Source organism: Micromonospora sp. NPDC005173 (assembly GCF_040608515.1).
Taxonomy (GTDB): Bacteria; Actinomycetota; Actinomycetes; order Mycobacteriales; family Micromonosporaceae; genus Micromonospora.
In genome coordinates, this window is record NZ_JBEXIK010000080.1 from 1 (window position 1) to 17,875 (window position 17,875).

The following is a 17,875-nucleotide window of genomic DNA, read 5'->3' on the forward strand; positions in this document are numbered from 1 at the left end:
CTCCCCGGTCTGGCCGACAGCCAGACACCACCAGCACCAACGGCCCGCAGATCACGAAGTGTCACTGCCGTCCGACTCTTGCTGAGATCACTTCACTCCATCCGCTTAAACCGGAAGCGCCGGGCGTCGGTTGGTCAAGCTCCCGCCGTCGGGCTATTGCCCAGGTGACCGGCTGATCCTCCAAAGCCGTGATGAGGTGCCCTTTCCGTGGCCCGCCGGGCGTCTGCCGGGGGACTCGCGAAAACGGAGCCCTCGGTTTCCGGCTGCCGACGGCGACGGCGGCAGTGGCGCCGTGGAAAGGGGGAGCCAGGGGTCAGGCTGGCGGTGGACGTCGGGATGGCGCGGCAGCCCCCAGGTGCTCCTGCACCGTGTCGTCCACGACCGCCTGGTAGAGCGCCTTGGCCTTGGCGGTGTCCGACAGGACGACGCTCTGGCCGCTCTTCACCGCGGTGCCCGCGCTGGGGCTGCCCAGGAAGGTCAGGTCGTCGCTGCGCAGGTCCCGCAGTTCCAGCGCCACGTTGACCAGGTTGAAGTCCTCGTCCACGGTCACCGACTTCGTGACGGCCTGGAGGAACGAGTTGAGCTTGACCGGGTTCGAGAGCGTGCCGACGCTGGCCGCCCGATCGAGCAGCGCCTGCAGGAACTCCCGCTGGTGCCGTTCCCGGCTGAAGTCGCCGTCGCTGAACTGGTAGCGCTGGCGCACGTAGTCCAGCGCCGCCGCGCCGTCCAGATGCCGGACGCCCTTCTGGAACGTCCGGTGCGGCTCGTGGATCGAGGTGATGGTCTTCTCGATCGTCAGGTCGACCCCGCCCAGGGCGTTGACCACCTGCGCGAAGCCGGCGAAGTCGACCAGCGCCACGTGGTCGATGTGCACGCCGGTGAAGGACTCCACGGTCTGCACGGTCAGCGGGGTGCCGCCCCAGGCGTACGCGGAATTGATCTTCGCCATCGTGTTGCCGTGCCGCCCGTCGGCCGACTTCGGTACGAAGACCCAGGTGTCCCGGGGGATCGAGATGACCTCCGCCTTCTGGTGGTCGGCATCGAGGTGCAGCACCATGATCGTGTCGGTCCGGGAATCCGCGGTCTTGTCCGGGTCGCGGGAGTCGCTGCCGAGCAGCAGCACGTTCATCGCGCCGGTGACCGCCTGGGCGGGGCGGGCGCTCTCCGGAAGCCCGGCGAAGGCGTCGGTGCGCGCCAGGTTGCCGTCGAGCGAACGCCCGTACGCCCCGATGGCGATCGTCGCACCACCACCGAGCACCAGCAGTGCCGCCAGCACAGCGATCAGAATCCGTCGTAATCGTCGTTGCACTCGCTCCAACCCTTCACGCCCCAGCGGGGAACCACTCGGTGTTCGATGGTTACCCAACGTAATGGGGAAAGCTGGGAGGCGGCTTAGAGTTGTTGTAGCGCGCAGCAGATCTCAACCGAACCCCTGCTGACCGCGGACGTTGCTCAACCGAAAGCCTGGGCAAATTCGGTCAGCCCTTCCGGCCGAGCGCAGTTTGACGGCCGCCGGGCCGTCAAAGGTAGCGCCGGCGGACGACGGACGACCACAGCCTTCGACCGGGTGATCCGCAAGAAACGGTTGCACGTCGACCGGACCGAGAGAGCCCAGCGGACGGCCGGCACAACGAGCGGACCCGGAGGCGGGGCCGGGGCCAGCGACACTCGCGCTTCTGGGCTCGGAGACGGACGTGTCGCCGCCGCCTTCGTCGCGGCCCGGATCACCTCCTCACCGGGGTCGGATCGCCTGTTCAGGAGGTTCAGCGCCCGCCCATAGGTGCCGCACAGGAACGGCAGTGACTCTTGCCTGGCTGTCCGAGTGAGAGGAGCGCGATGATGAACGAGCACAAGTCGACACACTCACACGAAACCTTTTCCGCTGGCCCGGTTCCGACCGCTACATCAGGACCGTCGGCCGCTGGATGTTCAGGCGGGGGCGCTGCGCCGCCTCCTGCAGGACAGGCAGGCCGGTCGAGGGTCTGGCGGTTGCTACCGAGCAGGAAGGGTGGCTGGATTGCGGGCGCCGCACTGATGTCTGCGATGATTGGACTCTCCGCCTGTACCGCTACGTCTACCGCTACGTCCTCCCCGGCGACAGCCGCTTCCCCCACGGCGACCGCCGAGTCAGGCGCCCCCGGCAGCGGCCCCGCTGGCGGTCCCCAACCCGCTGGCGCGGGATCCAACGCCCGATCCGGACCGGCCGAAGGGGGATCGATCGGCACGGTCGACAGCGTGTCCACGCCGAGTTTCACCATTGCGACATCAGCGGGTCAGAAGGTGACCGTCAACGAGACAGCCTCCACCACGTACCAGAAGGGGACGACCTCATCCTCGGCGAGTGCCCTCACCACGGGTGAGCCTGTGCTCGTACTCGGGACGACCAGCGGAACCACGATCACGGCCACCCAGGTCGTCGTGCACCCGGCTGCCGGCGAGGGATCTGCGACGTCCTCCGCCGCAGATGTGGTCCCCTTCCAACGTGGCGCACCCAGCACGCCGAAGCAGCTCGGCCAGGTCCCAGCAAACTACACCGAGGGTTCAGGAACGGTCGTCGACGGAACGGCAGCGGACAACGCCACGAAAGCCGCGTTGGCCGCCTACCCGGGAGGCGTCGTCGACCGCGTGGTGCAGCTGAGCAGCGGCGAGTACGAGGTGCATTACATCGGTGTCAACTGGCCGCACCACATCTTCGTCGACCAGGACTTCCACGTCATGGGCGCCGAGTAGCCCTCGACCCGCACGATTGGAGCCGGCGATAGCCTCGTGCTGCGCACCGTGCACCAGACCGACGGCGGCAGCGTTGCGGTCACCGAGGCGCTCGCCGCCGAGCCGGGTGCCCGCGGCCACGAGCTGGGCTCCGCGTCACCCGCGGTGCTGTTGCGCACGGTCGAGGGGCTGAGCGGTCGGGTGCGCATGTCGACCGACTTCGTGCCCCGCCCCGAATACGGCCTGCTCACGCCGTTCCTACACAGCCAGCCGGACCGAGTGGTGGCAACCGCCGGACCGGTCAGCCTGACCTTACGGGCAGGCGTACCGCTGACCTGCGAGCGCGGCCGTGCCCACACGGACTTCGACGTCTCTGCCGGCCAAGTGGTCGGGTTCGACTTGGCGTACGCCCCGTCGTTCGGTGGCCCGCCGGCTGCAGAGTTGGATCCGGTCGCGGCGATCGCTGAAACCGCCGAAGCGTGGCAGGTTTTGCAGGACAGCCATCACTACGACGGCCGCTATCCCGATCTTGTCCGCCGCAGCTCCGTGATCCTGCAGGGCCTGACCTATCGGCCCAGCGGTGCGGTCGTGGCCGCCGCGACCACCTCGCTGCCCGAGCAGCTCGGCGGCGATCGCAACTACGACTACCGGTTCGCCTGGCTGCGCGACTTCTCGTACACCCTGCACGCGCTGTGGGTCGCCGCCTGCACCGAGGACACATCGCGGCACTTCGGCTGGGCGGTCCGCTCCGCTGGCCGACTCGGAATAGAGCCCGCGCCGATCATGTACGGCGTCGGGAGTGAACGGGACCTGTCCGAACACGTCCTCGATCATCTAGGCGGTTACGCGGGCAGCCGGCCGGTACGCACCGGAAACGACGCCTGGCGGCAGCGACAATTGGATGTGCCTGGCGAGGTTCTCGAGGCCGCCTACCTGCTCCGGGACCGGTTGGGGCAGTTCGACGAGGAGCTGCGGCAGATGCTGGTAGATCTCGCTCATCAGACGGTGGACATCTGGCACAGGCCCGACGCCGGCATGTGGGAGGTCCGAGGGGAGCAGCGGCACTACACGTCGTCGAAGGTGGGGTGTTGGGTGGCGCTGGACCGGGCGGTGCGGCTCGCGCCGCGGCTCGGGGAGGGGGCGGACCCTCGGCGGTGGGCCGCGGCCCGTGACGAGATCCACCGGACGGTGCTGGAGCGGGGCTGGAACGAGCGTATTGGGGCCTTCACGGGCGCGTTCGGGTCGGACGAGTTGGACGCCTCGGTGCTGTTGATGCCGCTGGTGAACTTCCTCCCGGCCACCGATGGGCGGATGCGGGCGACGATCGAGGCCATCGAGCGGGAACTCGCCACCGACGGCGTCGTGCGGCGCTCGGCGAACGAACCCGCCGGCTTCGTGTGGTGCTCGTTCTGGCTGGTGGGGTGCCTGGTGCTCGCCGGCGACAACCAACGAGCGACGGAGCTGTTCGAGCGCACCTGCACCAAAGCCAACGACCTCGGCATTTTCGCCGAGCAGATCGACCTGGTGACGGGCGAACACCTGGGCAACACGCCCCAGGCGCTGTCGCACATAGGCCAGATCATCGCCGCCGCCCGGCTCACTGACCCGACCATCCACTTTTGATCAACTCGGGGTGTGGCGTGCGCAGGCCGGCACCTCACCACCCTCGCCCTGGCAGCTCTCGCCGGCCGCACTCGACTCCGTGGCGCTGCTGGTAGATGGTCGGGTCGAAGGCCGGTGACCGTCTGGCATTTCGAGACCTTCTTTCGTCGGTTCGCGGCCTGGTCGACCTTGATCGGGATGGCCGCGGCGGCCTTGAGTAGATCGAGGACCTTGCGGCGGAACTCGGGCGGGTATCTCCTCGGCATGTCTCTCCTCAACGAGCGACGAGCCTGACAAGTCAACCAATCCCACTCCACCCAACCCGGGGAACATCAAGGTCTCTACCAGCCCCGCGGCGGTTCACTCACAGACGCGGCCGAAGATCACGTCACCGAGGTGACACTGACACACATGCTCGCGACCGGACACACGCCGCGGGGCGGGAGCCAGTTAGTCGCCGAATCCGCCAAGTAGACCTGGACGGCTCACGGCACGGCCCCCCGCTGGGACGCGGCAGCGAGGACAAGGCTCCACGACTCGTGCAGCGCGAACAAATGTGAGTTGACGCTCGGGTGGGAAGCGGCCAAATGTGTGGGGCGCATCGGGATACAGCTCGCGGCGCGTGGCCTACTTGGTACATTGCCAGCAGAGAAGCAGGATCAGCGCGTGGCAGCGCGGTCTACGGCGACTGGCCGGGCGTTCGGCGCGCTGGTGACCGGATCAGGTGGTTCAGCCTGCTGGTGTCGTCGGTGAGAACGGAAGCTTGACCACGGCTCAGGGCTGGAAGCTGGTTCAGCGTGAGCAATCCGATCTGCGCGAGGACCGATGCGTGGTCCCTCTCTGCGCCAGGAACGTCAACGGCAGTGGCAGGGCCGGGTTGCCCGGTAGGACAATGTCACCAGTTGGCAAGGGGGTCGCAGCGTGTACATGGATCCCGAACTGGCAGCGGCCCTGCCCACGCTGCCGGACCTGCATATCCACGACCTCGCCGGGGCCCGCGCCCGGATGCGGGAGTTCGCTGCGGGCGCGCGACGGCCCCCACGGGGCGAGGTCATCGTTGCCGACCACGAGGTGCCTGGTATGGATGGCAACTGCGTGCCAGTCAGGGTCTGCGCGCCGCCCAACGTCACTGGCCCACTTCCCGCTCTGCTCCTGCTGCACGGCGGCGGATTCGTTATGGGCGACCTGGAGACGGTCACCACACAGGCCATGGACTTGTGCACCCAAGTGCACGCAGTCGTCGTGGGGGTCGGCTACCGGCTGGCCCCTGAGCATCCGTACCCGGCTGCCCTGCATGACTGCGAGGCCGTGTTGCGCTGGATCGCCTCCGAAAACGATGGACTCGGCGTCGATGCCGCACGGATCGGCGTGTACGGCATGAGCGCCGGCGGCGGCCTCGCCGCAGCACTGACGCTGCTCACCCGCGACCGCGGTGGACCACCTCTGTGCTTCCAGGTGCTCGACGCCCCCGAGGTTGATGACCGGCTGGGCACAACCTCGATGCGTACGTTCGGCGACACCCCTCTGTGGAACCATGGTGACGCGGTGCTGAGCTGGCGGCACTACCTGGGGGGCCGTGACGGGGCCGTTCCTCCCTACGCAGCACCGGCCCGCGCCGACGATCTCTCCGGCCTCCCCCCGGCGTACGTATCGGTTTACGAGAACGACCCGCTGCGTGACGAGGGCCTGGCCTACGCATCCAGCCTGCTGAATGCCGGCGTGTCTGTCGAGCTGCACCTGTTCCCCGGCACCTTCCACCGATCGGCCACCATCACGGGCGCGGCCGTATCCCGGCGCCAGGCCGCCGAAACACTCGATGCGCTCCGACGCGGCCTCAACCCAGTCCGGTAACCGACGCAGACCTCGCCCTCGCCGATGCTGAAGTCGACGCCGTCGAGGACGACTTTCTCCCCGTACGCCTTGCGCAGGCCGCTCGCGGAAACCGCGGTGCGGGTCGCGTGCTTGGTCAATGCGTTCATGCATCACATGCTCGAACCCTGCCCCACGGTCAAGGTCAATCCCGTGTCGCGACCTTTCCTCGCGCGAGTTGCATCCGGTACCCACGTCCAGGCTCATCGTCGAGGCAACACACGACGCGACCGGGCGCCGTTGCGTCGTGGGATCGACGGACGCGTTGAACCCGTGTCGGTCCGAGGTCAGATCGCCAGGGCGAGGGCGGCGAACGCCACAGACACCCGTGTTACCGGCGGGGCGTCGGCGGCGAGTTCGTAATGTCCGCGGCGGAGGTTCTGCATGAACGCGTGGCCGGCGGTGATCACCTGCGCTGTGTTGTCCGTTCGTAGACCGCGCATCGGTCTCAACCGGTGTTTCAGCTGGCTGTGATCAGCCTCGATCGGATTATTGGCGTACTGCTCGACGTGGTGCCACGCCGACGGGACCAGCTCATCCAGCACGCCGGGGTAGACCGCCCCGGCGTCCGTGACGACTTCGCTGGGCGTCACGTTCAACGTCGACAGCGCGCGTCGGAAGAACCGCGGGGCGGCGTCGGCGTCTCGACGGGCCGACACCAGAACGTCGACGACCTGCCCGTACTGGTCGACCGCCCGGTACACGTAGCGCCATACCCCGTTGACCTTGACGTAGGTTTCGTCGACGAACCACCTGTCACCCGGTGAGTGGCGGCTGAATCGGGCGGCGTCGGCCAGCAGCGGGGTGAACCGCTGCACCCACCGGTAGACCGTGACGTGGTCGACCTCGACGCCGCGTTCGACCAGCAGTTCGTCAACGTCGCGGTAGACAGGTTGAACCGCGGACCGCGACGACGATCACCTCCGGCGGGAACCGGAACTTGGCGAACGCAGACTGCGGCGGCTGCCACGAGCGAGGACAGTTCGACATCTTCACAGCCCAAGTCTGTCTCGATCTTGCCAACGCTCAACGCAACAGGGCCCCGCGAGGTCCTCGGCGCGGCGGCCGCCGAGTTCGCCGCGCTCGGCCCCGCCTTCGCCCGTCGGGCGCACGCGGAACTGGCCCGGATCGGCGGCCGAACGCCCACGCCGACCACGCTCACCGCGACCGAGCATCGGGTGGCCCGACTGGTCGCGCAGGGCCGCACCAACCGGAACATCGCCGACGCGCTGTTCATCAGCCCGAAGACCGTCGAGGCTAACCTCGCCCGGGTCTACCGAGCTGGGCATCTCCAGCCGCGCCGAACTCGGAGCCGCCATGGCGCAGTCACCCGCGGCCGAATAAAGCCAGCTGTCAGCATCGGACCGGGAGCAATTTTGGGGTCACGGAATCGCGGTAACAGATGGTCCCGCCGGTTTGGGCGTCGGCAGCACCATTTTGAGGAGTGCATCCCTGGCTGGGCTCGACGGAGCGGCTGCGGGGACGGCGACGGACACCTGCCACCTGGGGGCGGCCGGGTCGCTGAGGGTGATGGCATGGAGCCGCTTCGCGGATGGTTTGCGGGCGACGGGGGCTGGGACCATTGCGACGCCAAGTCCCTGCTCGACGCATTCGAGCAGGGTGTGTACGTCATTCACCTCCAGAGGTACCTGCCGTTCGAGACCGACGGCGGTGAAGGCCCGGTCGGTGAGTTGGCGGGCGCCCCAGTCGGAGGAGAAGTCGACGAACAACTCGTTACGCAGCGATTCCCAGTCGACGGTGTCACGGGCCGACAGTGGGTGCTCCGGGTGGCAGAGCAGCAGCATCGGCTCGGTCGCCAGCGGCATGAGCGTCACACCGTCTGGTGGTTGCCCCGGCAAGGCGACGAAGGCGACATCGAGGCGTCCCAGGCGAACCTGATCGGCCAGGTGTGTTGATCCGCCGTGCCGCAGCCGGATCTCTACTCCTGGATAGGTGCGCCGGAAGCGGGCTAGCAACGGGGGGAGGTTGATCACACCGAGGCACTGCTCGGTGCCGACGGACACCGTGCCCCGCAGGAGCCCCTGCACAGCAGCGACGGCATCCCGCGCGGCGTCGACGCTGGCCAGGGTGCGGTGCGCCTCGATCAGCAGCGCCCGTCCCGCCTCGGTCAGCTCGACGCGGCGGGTGCTGCGGATGAACAGGTCCGCGCCGAGCTCCCGCTCCAGCGTGCGGATCGACGCGGACAGGCCCGACTGGGCGACGCGCATGCGTTCCGCGGCCCGGGTGAAGTGCCTCTCCTCGGCGACCGCGATGAAGTACTCAAGGTGTCGCAGCTCCATGATTGAGCATCATATCTGCTCAATCTCAGCGGTTTTTGCTGTTGGACGGCAGGATGTGGGTGGGTGAGTCTGGTGCCTGCCGCTTTGACGAGCAGGCCAGTGGACTGTGAAATCGGAGGTTGTCATATGCAGGCCCGCCAGATCGGCGAGGCGCAGGTAGGGCAGATCGGGTTGGGTGCCATGCCCATGTCGATCGAGGGCCGTCCCGACGAACGCCGCTCCATCGCCACGATTCACGCCGCGTTGGACGTGGGCGTCACGCTGCACAACTTTCACCGCGTTGCAGCGGGTCGCCCGGCAGCACGACGTGAGTCCACAGCAGGTCTGCCTCGCCTGGATGCTCGCCAAGTCGCCGATGGTCGTGCCGATCCCTGGAGCCAGCCGACCCCAGACGATCCGCGACTCGGCGGCTGCGGTGTAGCTGGTCCTCACCCACGAGGAAATCGCTGATCTCGACGCCGCCGGCGCAGCGGCCTGACCGTCACTACACATATCTGGGGCTTCTGATGAGTTACACCGCCGAACCCACCCGCTACGGCAGCATGAGCTACCGCCGCTGCGGACGCAGCGGGCTTCGCCTACCGGCCATGTCGCTCGGCTTGTGGCACAACTTCGGGGACGATCGGCCGCTCGAGAGCCAGCGCGCGATTCTGCGTCGCGCCTTCGACCTCGGGATTACGCATTTCGACCTCGCGAACAACTACGGCCCACCTTACGGGTCCGCTGAGCAGAACTTCGGACGCCTGCTCGCCGAAGATTTTCGGCCGTACCGCGACGAGTTGGTCATCTCGACGAAGGCCGGATACGACATGTGGCCCGGCCCGTACGGCGAAGGGGGCTCGCGAAAGTACCTGCTCGCCAGCCTTGATCAGAGCCTGCAGCGGATGGGGTTGGATTACGTCGACATCTTCTATTCGCACCGCTTCGACCCGCAGACCCCACTTGAAGAGACAATGGGAGCCTTGGACAGCGCCGTACGGCAAGGCAAGGCTCTGCACGTCGGGATCTCGTCCTACTCACCCGGCAAGACCGCCGAGGCGGCCGCAATCCTGAAGGATCTCGGCACGCCGCTGCTCATCCACCAGCCCTCGTATTCCATGCTCAACCGCTGGATCGAGCAGGATCTCCTCAGAGTGCTTGAGCAGGAGGGTGTCGGCTGCATCGGATTCTCGCCGCTGGCCCAGGGGATGCTTACCGACCGTTACCTTGGCGGCGTGCCCGAAGGTTCGCGCGCCAGCCGAGACAGCTCGCTGTCGCCGGAAGCGCTGAGCGAGGAGAACCTCGCCAAGATCCGGGCATTGAACGAGATCGCCGCACGACGTGGACAAACGCTGGCCCAGATGGCGCTCGCCTGGTCGCTACGCGATCCGCGAATGACCTCGACCCTGATCGGGGCCAGCAGCGTCGCACAACTGGAGGCCAACGTGGCTGCCCTCGACAACCTGACGTTCACCGAGGACGAACTGACCGAGATCGACAGATTCGCCACGGAGTCCGGCATCAATCTCTGGGCGCGTTCCAGCAGCGAGTAGTCCCCGCCCGGGGCGTCCTTTCAAGGTGAGGCCCACCAACGCTCCTCCAGATGCTGGTGCTCATTGCCGACGCTTGCATCGATCCACACGGCCGCATGGTGGCCATCGGCGGCGATGCGACGTACCTGAAGATGCCAGTCCTCGGGTATTCCTTACTGCACTGCATCAAAGCCGACCTGAATCCGTTCACGGCTCTGCGGCAGCTCGTACACCATGTTTTCAGTCAGCAGATCGCTGAGCCGTTGCCAGTCGCGCTGCTCGGCGCTCGCTGCGTAAGCGCGCACAGCGCCTCGGGTTCTCGATGCCTCACCCAGGGGCCGCACGCTACAGAGCAGCACCGCCAGCGGGTCAGGTTCACAGGCTCCGGCAAGATTCATCGCGCTCAACGATCGAACTGATCAGTTCGTTCTGTTGGACAGCTCAATCCGGGTCAATCAGACTCCGGGTGGATCTCGAGGGAGGCAGACCGATGGAATATCGCACCTTGGGCAACACCGGCACGGTGGTGTCCTCGCAGTGCCTGGGCACGATGACGTTCGGCAACGAGAGCAGCGAGGAGGTGTCGCACGCCCAGCTCGACCGGTTCACCGAACGCGGCGGGAACTTCATCGACACCGCCAACGTGTACTCCCGAGGCTTGTCCGAGGAGATCGTCGGCCGCTGGCTGGCGGCCCGGCGGGGGGTACGGGATCAGCTGGTCATCGCGACAAAGGGACGTTTTCCCATGGGGGACGGGCCCAATGATGCGGGCCTCACCCGCACCAACCTGTCCCGGGCGTTGGAAGCGAGCCTGCGCCGGCTCGGGGTCGAGACCATCGACCTCTACCAGGCGCACGCCTGGGACCCTCTGACCCCGATCGAGGAGACCCTCGGCTTCTTTGACGACGCGGTGCGCGCCGGCAAGATCCGATACGCGGGCGTCAGCAACTTCCTCGGCTGGCAGTTGCAGAAAGCGGCGCTGCTGACCCAGTTCCGCGGGCTCGCGCCGATCGTGACGCTGCAGCCCCAGTACAACCTGCTGGTGCGCGACATCGAGTTTGAACTGGCTGATGTGTGCCGCAACGAGAACATCGGGATCCTGCCGTGGTCCCCGCTGGCCGGTGGCTGGTTGACCGGAAAGTACACGCGTGACCATGTGCCGACCGGCGCGACCCGGCTCGGCGAGGACCCGAAGCGTGGCATGGAGGCCTATGCCCCGCGCAACGCAGAGGAACGCACGTGGCGGGTCATCGACACGGTGCGGCAGGTCGCCGAGGGGCGTGGTGCATCCATGTCACAGGTGGCGCTGGCCTGGGTCGCGGACCGCCCCGCCGTCACGTCGGTGATCCTCGGCGCACGCACGCTCGAACAGCTCGACGACAACCTCGGCGCCGCCGATCTGCATCTGTCGGAGAAGGAGACAGCTCTGCTCACCGAGGCAAGCTCGCCGAGCGTGTCCGATTATCCGTACGGCGCACCGGGCGTCCAGCAACGCTCGCGTACCCTGCCCCTCTCCATCTGAGCGACTCCAACGGCCCCCGGGCTCAGCAGCGTCACCGTGGCTGCGCCCGGTCTCCGGACCGGGACGCGTAGAGCTGCGGTACACCTCTTTGACCTGCCCACCGTGACGCCGGTGCGGCTGGTGCTCGACCACGACTACCGACACCCCAACCACTCCGCCTCGCCGATGCCGGCGCCGCCCGGCGTCGGCGTCGGCGTCGGGTGATCCCGACGATGCCCCGTTCCCGCTCAGGAGAAGTGGGTCTGCGGCCGGATGAGTCGCTCCCCGTCGATGATCAGGTCGACCTTCTCGTTGTAGAAGGCGATCAGCCCGGCGATCGGCAGGAGCGGGCCTGTGGGGAAGTCGTACGACCAGGCCAGGTCCGGGTGGACCGTGCCGTCGACACGCACAGACCAGTAGCGGCTGACCCGGCCCTTGTACGGGCAGGAGGTCGTCGTCTCCGACGGCACGAGGTGCCCGAAGTTCACCTCAGTCCGGTTGAGGTAGTAGCGAGTCGGCAGACCGGTCTCGAAGACCAGCACCGGCGACGCCGACTCGGCCAGCACGACCCCGTCGCGTTCCACCCGTACGTGGCGGGTGGACCGCAGTGCGTCCACCCGGGCATACGGATTCCGGGGGTGCACGAAGACCTCTTCGTCCTCTTCGAACCAGCTGTCCATGGCGGCCCAGTCGAACCGGACGGTGTCCGCCAACCCGGGCAGCGCGTCGTCTCCGTAGCACCGGACGGACGAAGGACGGGAAGTCTCGCCGACGCGCAGCCCGTGCACCCGCCCGGTTCCACATCGGATCCGCTCCGTGCGGTGCTCATCGACCAGGAGGCTGCGGTTCACGTCGGCGATCGGGATGTAGTACTGGGGGTAGAAGGGCCACTCCCACACGTACTGCGCCCGCCTGGTGTCCAGCACCAGTTCGCCGGCGAAGTAGGCGCGGATCCGGCGGGGCACCGGCTCAACGCGGTCGTCCGGCGCGATCGCCTTCGGATAGTCCGGCACCTTGTCCTCCAGTTCAGCAACAGCCCCGGTTCGGGGATATTGGCTCAACGATCAGGAGGGCGTGGGTGTCTCGCCGGTTCGGTGACGCGCCGACCTGTACGAGTTCGTACAGCGTCACCGTCTACCCATGGGAACGCTCGGCCGGAGGCTACTGGAGGGGCGTTCTCATGAGTGATGAGCCATTTTCATCGTGATCAGGGGTGCCTGAGCAGGCAGGTAACGGTGTCTCGCTGCTCCACCTGCGCGAGGCCCTGACCAGCCAAAAGCCAGCCAGGGCCTGGACCTTTGTCTATGCGGTTTTGAGTCGCCCCCGAGAACCCTCAGTAACCGTCTGGGGCGATCGGGTTCTGACCGGCCCGGTTGGGGTTGTCGGCTGCCGTCCCCGTGCGCCTATCCGGTCTGAGGTGGGTCGTGGTCGCGGAGGGTGGGCTCAGCCGTCGGCAGACGGGCCGCCGAGCTGTTCGAGGATGTCGGAACTGTCCGGGGCGAGGACGGGCTTGACGATGTAGTGCTTCTTCGTGACCTGCTCGGTGGCGTGCCGGAGCTGGGCTGCGGCGTCCTTGGCGTTGGCCTCCTTGTCGATGAGGGTGGCGACGGTCTTGCGGAAGGTGTGCGGGGTGACCCATTCGAGGTCCGCGTCTGCGCGGGCTTGCCGCCACTGGCGGCGAACGTTCCGCGGGACGGTCTCGCCGCGACTCGACCGGACCACGATCACGGACGACTTATCGACCCTGTCCGTCGAACCAGGTCAAGCCCAGGCATCCCCTGACCGCGGGCGGGGCGACGGCGCACGTGGTAGGCGTAGGCCAGGGCGAGCACTATCGGGCCCCATAGCGCTATCGGGGTGATGCACACCATGGCCAGCGCCTGCCACCAGCCGTTCTCGTACGCCACGCCGTCGGAGACACCGACCCAGGTGAGCGCCATCCAGACCGAGACCGTGGTCAGGAGCAGCCCACCGACCACGGCAGGGACAACCGTCGCCAGGGGCGGCACACGTCTGCCACCGATGACCGGGATCCAGATCGGGACCACCTCGCCCCAGCCGCGCACCAGACCGATGCTGAGCAGCGCCAGCAACTCAGTGAGCACACTGAGTCCGAAGACATACGGGATAGCGATCCACAACGGTGACACAGGCGCGTCGTCGAGCTGACCCATGTCGAAGTGAAAGGCAAACGGCAACCTCCACAGGCACGAGGGGAGCAGCAGCCAGGGAAGCGCGTAGGCGGCACGGAGCGCCCAGCGTGGGACGGGCTGTTCGGTGTCGCTGCTGGCCGGGGCCGCATGCAACAGGTTGATCGCCATAGCTGAATTATTTACGGGCGTCGAAGAAAGATGATCCCCTGTGAGGATGAACCGCCTCCCCCGCGCGAGCTACGGTGAGCCATTTCATCGTGATCAGGGCCGCCTGAAGCGCCACCAGTTCGCCGCGCACCTGTGGCCGGGAGACCAGCCCGACGCGACCAGCAGCCCGGCGCCGGGCACCGCGGCCACCGCTTCCGGCAGCCCGCGCGGCGGGGCTACCGCGAAGCCGAGCACCGCGGCCAACACCAGCAGACCGACGGCGGCGCTCACCGCGCCAACCCGAACCGGTCGCCGGCCCACTCGAGCACGATTAGGACGCTACCCGGCCCGTTCGGGTCAGTCGTCCCGCTGCGTTGGGATCGGACGGAACACCTCACTCGGCGGCGGGAGTTGTCTGCCGGTGCCGGAGTGATCGGAGGCCGCCGTCGGCGCGGACAGGCTCAAGCCGTACGGCCGGAGACGATCTCGGGGGGTTTCCTCCATTGCGGGACGACACGTGGTGCATGGCCTTCGTAGTCACCATTGGGGTCGAGGCTCCATAGCGCCGTTGCGAATATCCTGCGACTTTTCAAGGCGCACATGGCGGGTAACCGCGGCACAGACAACGGACACTTGAAGGGAGCAGACGATGACCGCTAGCGCCACTGCAACTCATGACGTCCACTACAACGTGATCAGCCTCTTGTACCACACCTTGCAGGAAGCCGACACTCTACAGCAATACATAGACGATGCCCAACTTAGTGGTGATCCGGCGGCCGCGCAGTTCTTCAAGGACGTGCAGTCGCATGACCGGGACCGGGCCCAGCGAGCGAAGGAGTTCCTGCGTTCCCAATTGGCAAGCTGACGCGGACACCGGGGCTGACGCCATCGGAAGGTTGAGGCGGCAGCCCCCTGCGCCGTATTTCTCGTGCCTCAGGCGTCCCGGAACGGGGAGTAACCCAGTGACTCGCCGGTCTACATCAGCGTCTTGAGGCCGATGAGTACGAACATCCCCGCGGGCAAAACGCCGATGGAGGCCATGCGCGCACTCAAGCGTCGTCTACAAGCAAATGATCAAAGACGCTAACAAGGCTGGGGCGGGCCCGGGAGGACACGTGGGGACGACTCTTCAATCCAGCGTGGCCAACCCGATCCCCATGATCGACACTTCGGAAAAGTCACTTCCCGGACCCCCGAACCCCAGCCTGAAGCACCGCTCCTCGCCGCCTCTTGACACAGAGGGTGCCAGATGCGTGCACATGATCATGAAGATGCCGATTACGGCGAGTTCGGAGGCTTGGCCTTTTGCGGGTAAATCGTCTCGTGACGGGCCAGCATGGCGACGGACTCGCCGATCTTCCGCTCGCGGGTCTGCGCCCGTTTGACGGCATTGACTCGGTGGATGAGAGCGTACCGGTTGGTTTTGGTGAGTACGTCGAACATGGCTTGGGCGGTGGGGTCGGCGGCAATGGCGGCGAGGAGGTCGGCCGGCACCTCGGCTTCGGACGGCGGGGCGTAGGCGGCCGCCCACCGCCCGTCCGCCTTCGCGGCTTCCACCGCGGCGCGGCCTGGGGGCAGCATTCGCTCCTGCACCTCCAGCCGGGCCACGTGGGAGACGTTGCGTTGTGACCAGGAACTGCGGGGCCTGCGAGGGGTGAACCGGATCCAGGAGGTTTCCTGATCCCGTTTACGGGCCTGCCCGTCGATCCAGCCGAAACACAGGGCCTCGTCGACCGCCTGCTGCCAGGTCAGCGTCGTGACTGTGCCGCCCTTCTTGGTCAGGGCGAGCCAGACACCGGGCGACGTGGCGTGGTTGGCCGACAACCACGCGCGCAGCGCCTCGGCGTCCGCGACGATCAACTCATCCAGTTCGGCACTCGCCATAACGGCAGGCTAACCGCTGCGCCGTGGCTGCAGCCTCTGCCCGTCGGCCAGCCCGACTCGCCGGGCTGACGGCGCGCAGGCAGCCCGGCGGACCGTCGGGGGCAGGACCTCGACGCTCAGGACACTCTCGATGCCGGGCCGGCATGTGTGAGACTCCACGTGCACGCGCCGCGTTTGATCGGCAACGTGCTTCGAGCCGCCTAGTCCCGGACGCTGACAAGCTTGGCGACCGCAGCACGCGGTTCAGGAAGTGCGGATACGGGCGGAGGCCGTTCGGCGGTCACCCGGCTTGACCTGGGTCGCCATGCTGGCACCCACGTCCGGGGGCTGACCGCCGGTGACCCTCGGCTTCCGCCCCATCGGGCACGCAACCGGCACGGCGACCGAGGGATTATGAGATCACATTGCCCGCCCCGTCGACCTGGCCGCACGAGTGTCTACAGCGAAGACGCCTCTCAACATCTCACACCACTCCCCTGCTACCCGTCGCCCTCTTGTGGACTAGATGCAGACCACTCGCCTGGCGCAGCGTCAGCTTGGGAATCGCACAAGACCGGGTAGCTAGGACGTTGTTTGAGATATGCCGCGTGCTGTTGTTGTTCGGGGGCGGCTGTCGTGCGCCAGGCGAGCCGGACATCAGCGACTGGAAGACTGACCTGGTTGTTAGCGCGCTATAGCTTGGAGTCCGCATGTCGTTGCAGCCGTCACACCCCGTCGTGCGCCCCGCTCTCATCGAGGACCTTGTGGCCCTTCAAGAGCTCGCCCGCCGTACGATCGACGCGAGCTACCGTTCGTTCCTGGGCAATGAGGGCGTCGACTGGTTCATCAACTCGGGCGCATCGGATGATCACATCGAGAGCCATTTCCGCCAGGGGCATGTCTACTGCCTGGAAGCGGATGGAGGGATCGTGGGCCTGATGATTCTCGACGGGCCGACCGTTGACCTGATGATGATCGACGTCCGTCACCACCGCCAGGGCCTGGGCAAGGTGCTTCTCTCACGGGCCGAGGAGGTGCTGTTTACCCAGTACAGGGTCATCCGTCTCGAAACCTTCGTCGGCAACAAGGCGGCCATCGCCTTCTATGAAGCGTGCGGCTGGCTGGTGGCACGTCAGATGGACTCGGGTTCTGAGATGCCCGCCAAGATCGAGTTTGTCAAGCACCGTCGAGAGGAAGGCGCCGCATAGCGGTCAGCCCGCCCCTGCACCGGTCGAACAAGGATTTGTGAAACGATCATGGGTTGGCCCGTCGTCCGCCCTCGTGCATGACGGCTGTTTCCTGCCTGGTCTCCGGGAGCGGCCCTGCCAGGACTTGAGCCGACCACTGTCACGTGACACGCTTGCAAAAGCCATGCACCCGCCCACCCCGACCCGTGAATCGACCACGGTTTATTGCTTCGGGCATGATGGCGAACGGCGGGCGAACGGCGGGTCCGTGGTGGAGTTCCGGATCCTTGGTGCCGTCGAGGCGTGGGCCGGCGGGAAACGGGGCGACCTCGGTTCACGCAAGCAACGCCTCGTGCTCGCGGTGCTGCTGCTGGAGTCCAACCAATTGGTGCCGCTGGACCGGCTGGTCGACCGCGTCTGGAGCGAGCGGACGCGGGCATCCGCGCGGGCTTCCGTGCAGACGCTCGTGTCCCGGCTGCGTGCGGCGTTTCGGCAGGTCGACGACGGGCCATCCTTCCCTATGAAGAACAGCGCGGCCTAGCGGCGCGAATCGGCTGCCGGGGTCTGCGCTTTCGTGGTTGCCATGACGTCGTCCTCACTCGTGGTGTTGCGTGCCGCGCGGAGCGTTCGCGCGGCGTTCTGACGATCACAAGACGCCGGCGACCCGAGCCCTGTAACAGCGCGGGTGTATGACGTGGGTCATCGTTGGTGGCTGTTACGAAGCGGTGGGCAGCGGCGTCTAGTGCGTGTGGCAGGACGAAGGTTTGGACAGGCGGGAGTCAGGCATGAGTCAGCGCAGCGACCGGACGACGGATACCGCCGAGCCGCTCGATCGTGTCGACCGCGTGGACTTCATGGATTCGGCGACCGAGGTGTTCGTTGTCCATCGCAATCTGTTGTTCACCGTCGCCTACGAGATGCTCGGCTCGGCTGCCGACGCGGAGGACGTCCTGCAGGAGACCTGGCTGCGCTGGGTGGGCGTCGATCTGGCCACCGTCCGGGAGAAGCGCGCCTACCTGGTGCGGATCGT

16 protein-coding genes and 3 pseudogenes are annotated in these 17,875 nt (G+C 66.9%); 11 read left to right on the forward strand and 8 right to left on the reverse strand.

The window, feature by feature from the left end; translation table 11 throughout:
* Positions 1–313: 313 nt before the first annotated feature.
* Complete coding sequence (locus ABZV00_RS36865) at positions 314–1,276, reverse strand: LCP family protein (protein WP_355615005.1); 963 nt, start codon at positions 1,274–1,276, stop codon at positions 314–316.
* Positions 1,277–2,235: 959 nt separating this feature from the next.
* Between ABZV00_RS36865 and ABZV00_RS36870 the strand changes: the two genes are divergently transcribed.
* From ABZV00_RS36870 to ABZV00_RS36880, 3 genes and pseudogenes are all read left to right on the forward strand, one after another.
* Positions 2,236–2,730, forward strand: coding sequence for a hypothetical protein (locus ABZV00_RS36870; protein WP_355615008.1), 495 nt, complete (start codon positions 2,236–2,238; stop codon positions 2,728–2,730).
* Positions 2,703–4,332 (forward strand): annotated as a pseudogene (locus ABZV00_RS36875) (glycoside hydrolase family 15 protein); the annotation flags it as partial. The gene ABZV00_RS36870 and the pseudogene ABZV00_RS36875, both read left to right, overlap by 28 nt.
* A 906-nt stretch (positions 4,333–5,238) precedes the next feature.
* A complete protein-coding gene (locus ABZV00_RS36880) occupies positions 5,239–6,162 on the forward strand; it encodes an alpha/beta hydrolase (RefSeq protein ID WP_355615011.1) in 924 nt (307 codons plus the stop codon).
* 305 nt (positions 6,163–6,467) lie between these two features.
* On the opposite strand, the pseudogene ABZV00_RS36885 reads toward ABZV00_RS36880, so the two are convergent.
* Together ABZV00_RS36885 and ABZV00_RS36890 are read right to left on the reverse strand one after the other, a co-directional pair.
* A pseudogene (locus tag ABZV00_RS36885) lies at positions 6,468–7,170 on the reverse strand (IS6 family transposase).
* A gap of 392 nt (positions 7,171–7,562) precedes the next feature.
* Positions 7,563–8,480, reverse strand: a complete 918-nt coding sequence (locus ABZV00_RS36890; protein WP_355615014.1) for a LysR family transcriptional regulator — start codon at positions 8,478–8,480, stop codon at positions 7,563–7,565.
* A 175-nt stretch (positions 8,481–8,655) separates the two neighbouring features.
* Here ABZV00_RS36890 and ABZV00_RS36895 point away from each other — a divergent pair, with 175 nt between their 5' ends.
* The 4 genes from ABZV00_RS36895 to ABZV00_RS36910 all read left to right on the forward strand — a co-directional run bounded on the left by ABZV00_RS36895 (position 8,656) and on the right by ABZV00_RS36910 (position 11,513).
* Positions 8,656–8,901, forward strand: a complete 246-nt coding sequence (locus ABZV00_RS36895) for an aldo/keto reductase (protein WP_355615017.1) — start codon at positions 8,656–8,658, stop codon at positions 8,899–8,901.
* A gap of 85 nt (positions 8,902–8,986) precedes the next feature.
* Complete coding sequence (gene mgrA, locus ABZV00_RS36900) at positions 8,987–10,012, forward strand: L-glyceraldehyde 3-phosphate reductase (protein WP_355615020.1); 1,026 nt, start codon at positions 8,987–8,989, stop codon at positions 10,010–10,012.
* 50 nt (positions 10,013–10,062) lie between these two features.
* Complete coding sequence (locus ABZV00_RS36905; RefSeq protein ID WP_355615023.1) at positions 10,063–10,410, forward strand: hypothetical protein; 348 nt, start codon at positions 10,063–10,065, stop codon at positions 10,408–10,410.
* A gap of 71 nt (positions 10,411–10,481) precedes the next feature.
* Complete coding sequence (locus ABZV00_RS36910; RefSeq protein ID WP_355615026.1) at positions 10,482–11,513, forward strand: aldo/keto reductase; 1,032 nt, start codon at positions 10,482–10,484, stop codon at positions 11,511–11,513.
* Between the two features lie 227 nt (positions 11,514–11,740).
* Here ABZV00_RS36910 and ABZV00_RS36915 read toward each other — a convergent pair whose 3' ends face one another.
* The 4 genes and pseudogenes from ABZV00_RS36915 to ABZV00_RS36930 form a co-directional block, all read right to left on the reverse strand.
* A complete protein-coding gene (locus ABZV00_RS36915; protein WP_355615029.1) occupies positions 11,741–12,505 on the reverse strand; it encodes a DUF427 domain-containing protein in 765 nt (254 codons plus the stop codon).
* A 430-nt stretch (positions 12,506–12,935) separates the two neighbouring features.
* Positions 12,936–13,184 (reverse strand): annotated as a pseudogene (locus tag ABZV00_RS36920) (site-specific integrase); the annotation flags it as partial.
* A gap of 32 nt (positions 13,185–13,216) precedes the next feature.
* The gene (locus ABZV00_RS36925; RefSeq protein WP_355615032.1) at positions 13,217–13,813 is read right to left on the reverse strand and encodes a hypothetical protein; all 597 of its coding nucleotides are present in this window, start codon (positions 13,811–13,813) and stop codon (positions 13,217–13,219) included.
* 93 nt (positions 13,814–13,906) lie between these two features.
* Complete coding sequence (locus ABZV00_RS36930) at positions 13,907–14,083, reverse strand: hypothetical protein (protein WP_355615035.1); 177 nt, start codon at positions 14,081–14,083, stop codon at positions 13,907–13,909.
* 358 nt (positions 14,084–14,441) lie between these two features.
* Between ABZV00_RS36930 and ABZV00_RS36935 the strand changes: the two genes are divergently transcribed.
* A complete protein-coding gene (locus tag ABZV00_RS36935) occupies positions 14,442–14,660 on the forward strand; it encodes a hypothetical protein (protein ID WP_355615037.1) in 219 nt (72 codons plus the stop codon).
* A 413-nt stretch (positions 14,661–15,073) separates the two neighbouring features.
* Here ABZV00_RS36935 and ABZV00_RS36940 read toward each other — a convergent pair whose 3' ends face one another.
* On the reverse strand, positions 15,074–15,679 hold the full coding sequence (locus tag ABZV00_RS36940; protein ID WP_355615040.1) for a YdeI/OmpD-associated family protein: 606 nt from the start codon (positions 15,677–15,679) through the stop codon (positions 15,074–15,076).
* Between the two features lie 689 nt (positions 15,680–16,368).
* On the opposite strand from ABZV00_RS36940, the gene ABZV00_RS36945 reads away from it, so the two are divergent.
* The 3 genes from ABZV00_RS36945 to ABZV00_RS36955 form a co-directional block, all read left to right on the forward strand.
* A complete protein-coding gene (locus tag ABZV00_RS36945; protein ID WP_355615043.1) occupies positions 16,369–16,866 on the forward strand; it encodes a GNAT family N-acetyltransferase in 498 nt (165 codons plus the stop codon).
* A 163-nt stretch (positions 16,867–17,029) separates the two neighbouring features.
* On the forward strand, positions 17,030–17,386 hold the full coding sequence (locus ABZV00_RS36950) for a winged helix-turn-helix domain-containing protein (RefSeq protein WP_355615046.1): 357 nt from the start codon (positions 17,030–17,032) through the stop codon (positions 17,384–17,386).
* Positions 17,387–17,699: 313 nt separating this feature from the next.
* Positions 17,700–17,875 (forward strand): sigma factor (locus tag ABZV00_RS36955; protein ID WP_355615049.1); only part of this gene is annotated, 176 nt, incomplete at its 3' end.

Bases quoted from the DNA above. Each gene is read 5' to 3' on its own strand.
- ABZV00_RS36950 (WP_355615046.1), top strand. From the start codon at position 17,030: ATGCACCCGCCCACCCCGACCCGTGAATCGACCACGGTTTATTGCTTC.
- ABZV00_RS36945 (WP_355615043.1), top strand. From the start codon at position 16,369: ATGTCGTTGCAGCCGTCACACCCCGTCGTGCGCCCCGCTCTCATCGAG.
- ABZV00_RS36905 (WP_355615023.1), top strand. From the start codon at position 10,063: ATGCTGGTGCTCATTGCCGACGCTTGCATCGATCCACACGGCCGCATG.
- ABZV00_RS36880 (WP_355615011.1), top strand. From the start codon at position 5,239: ATGGATCCCGAACTGGCAGCGGCCCTGCCCACGCTGCCGGACCTGCAT.
- mgrA (WP_355615020.1), top strand. From the start codon at position 8,987: ATGAGTTACACCGCCGAACCCACCCGCTACGGCAGCATGAGCTACCGC.
- ABZV00_RS36935 (WP_355615037.1), top strand. From the start codon at position 14,442: ATGACCGCTAGCGCCACTGCAACTCATGACGTCCACTACAACGTGATC.
- ABZV00_RS36890 (WP_355615014.1), bottom strand. From the start codon at position 8,480: ATGGAGCTGCGACACCTTGAGTACTTCATCGCGGTCGCCGAGGAGAGG.
- ABZV00_RS36910 (WP_355615026.1), top strand. From the start codon at position 10,482: ATGGAATATCGCACCTTGGGCAACACCGGCACGGTGGTGTCCTCGCAG.
- ABZV00_RS36940 (WP_355615040.1), bottom strand. From the start codon at position 15,679: ATGGCGAGTGCCGAACTGGATGAGTTGATCGTCGCGGACGCCGAGGCG.
- ABZV00_RS36925 (WP_355615032.1), bottom strand. From the start codon at position 13,813: ATGGCGATCAACCTGTTGCATGCGGCCCCGGCCAGCAGCGACACCGAA.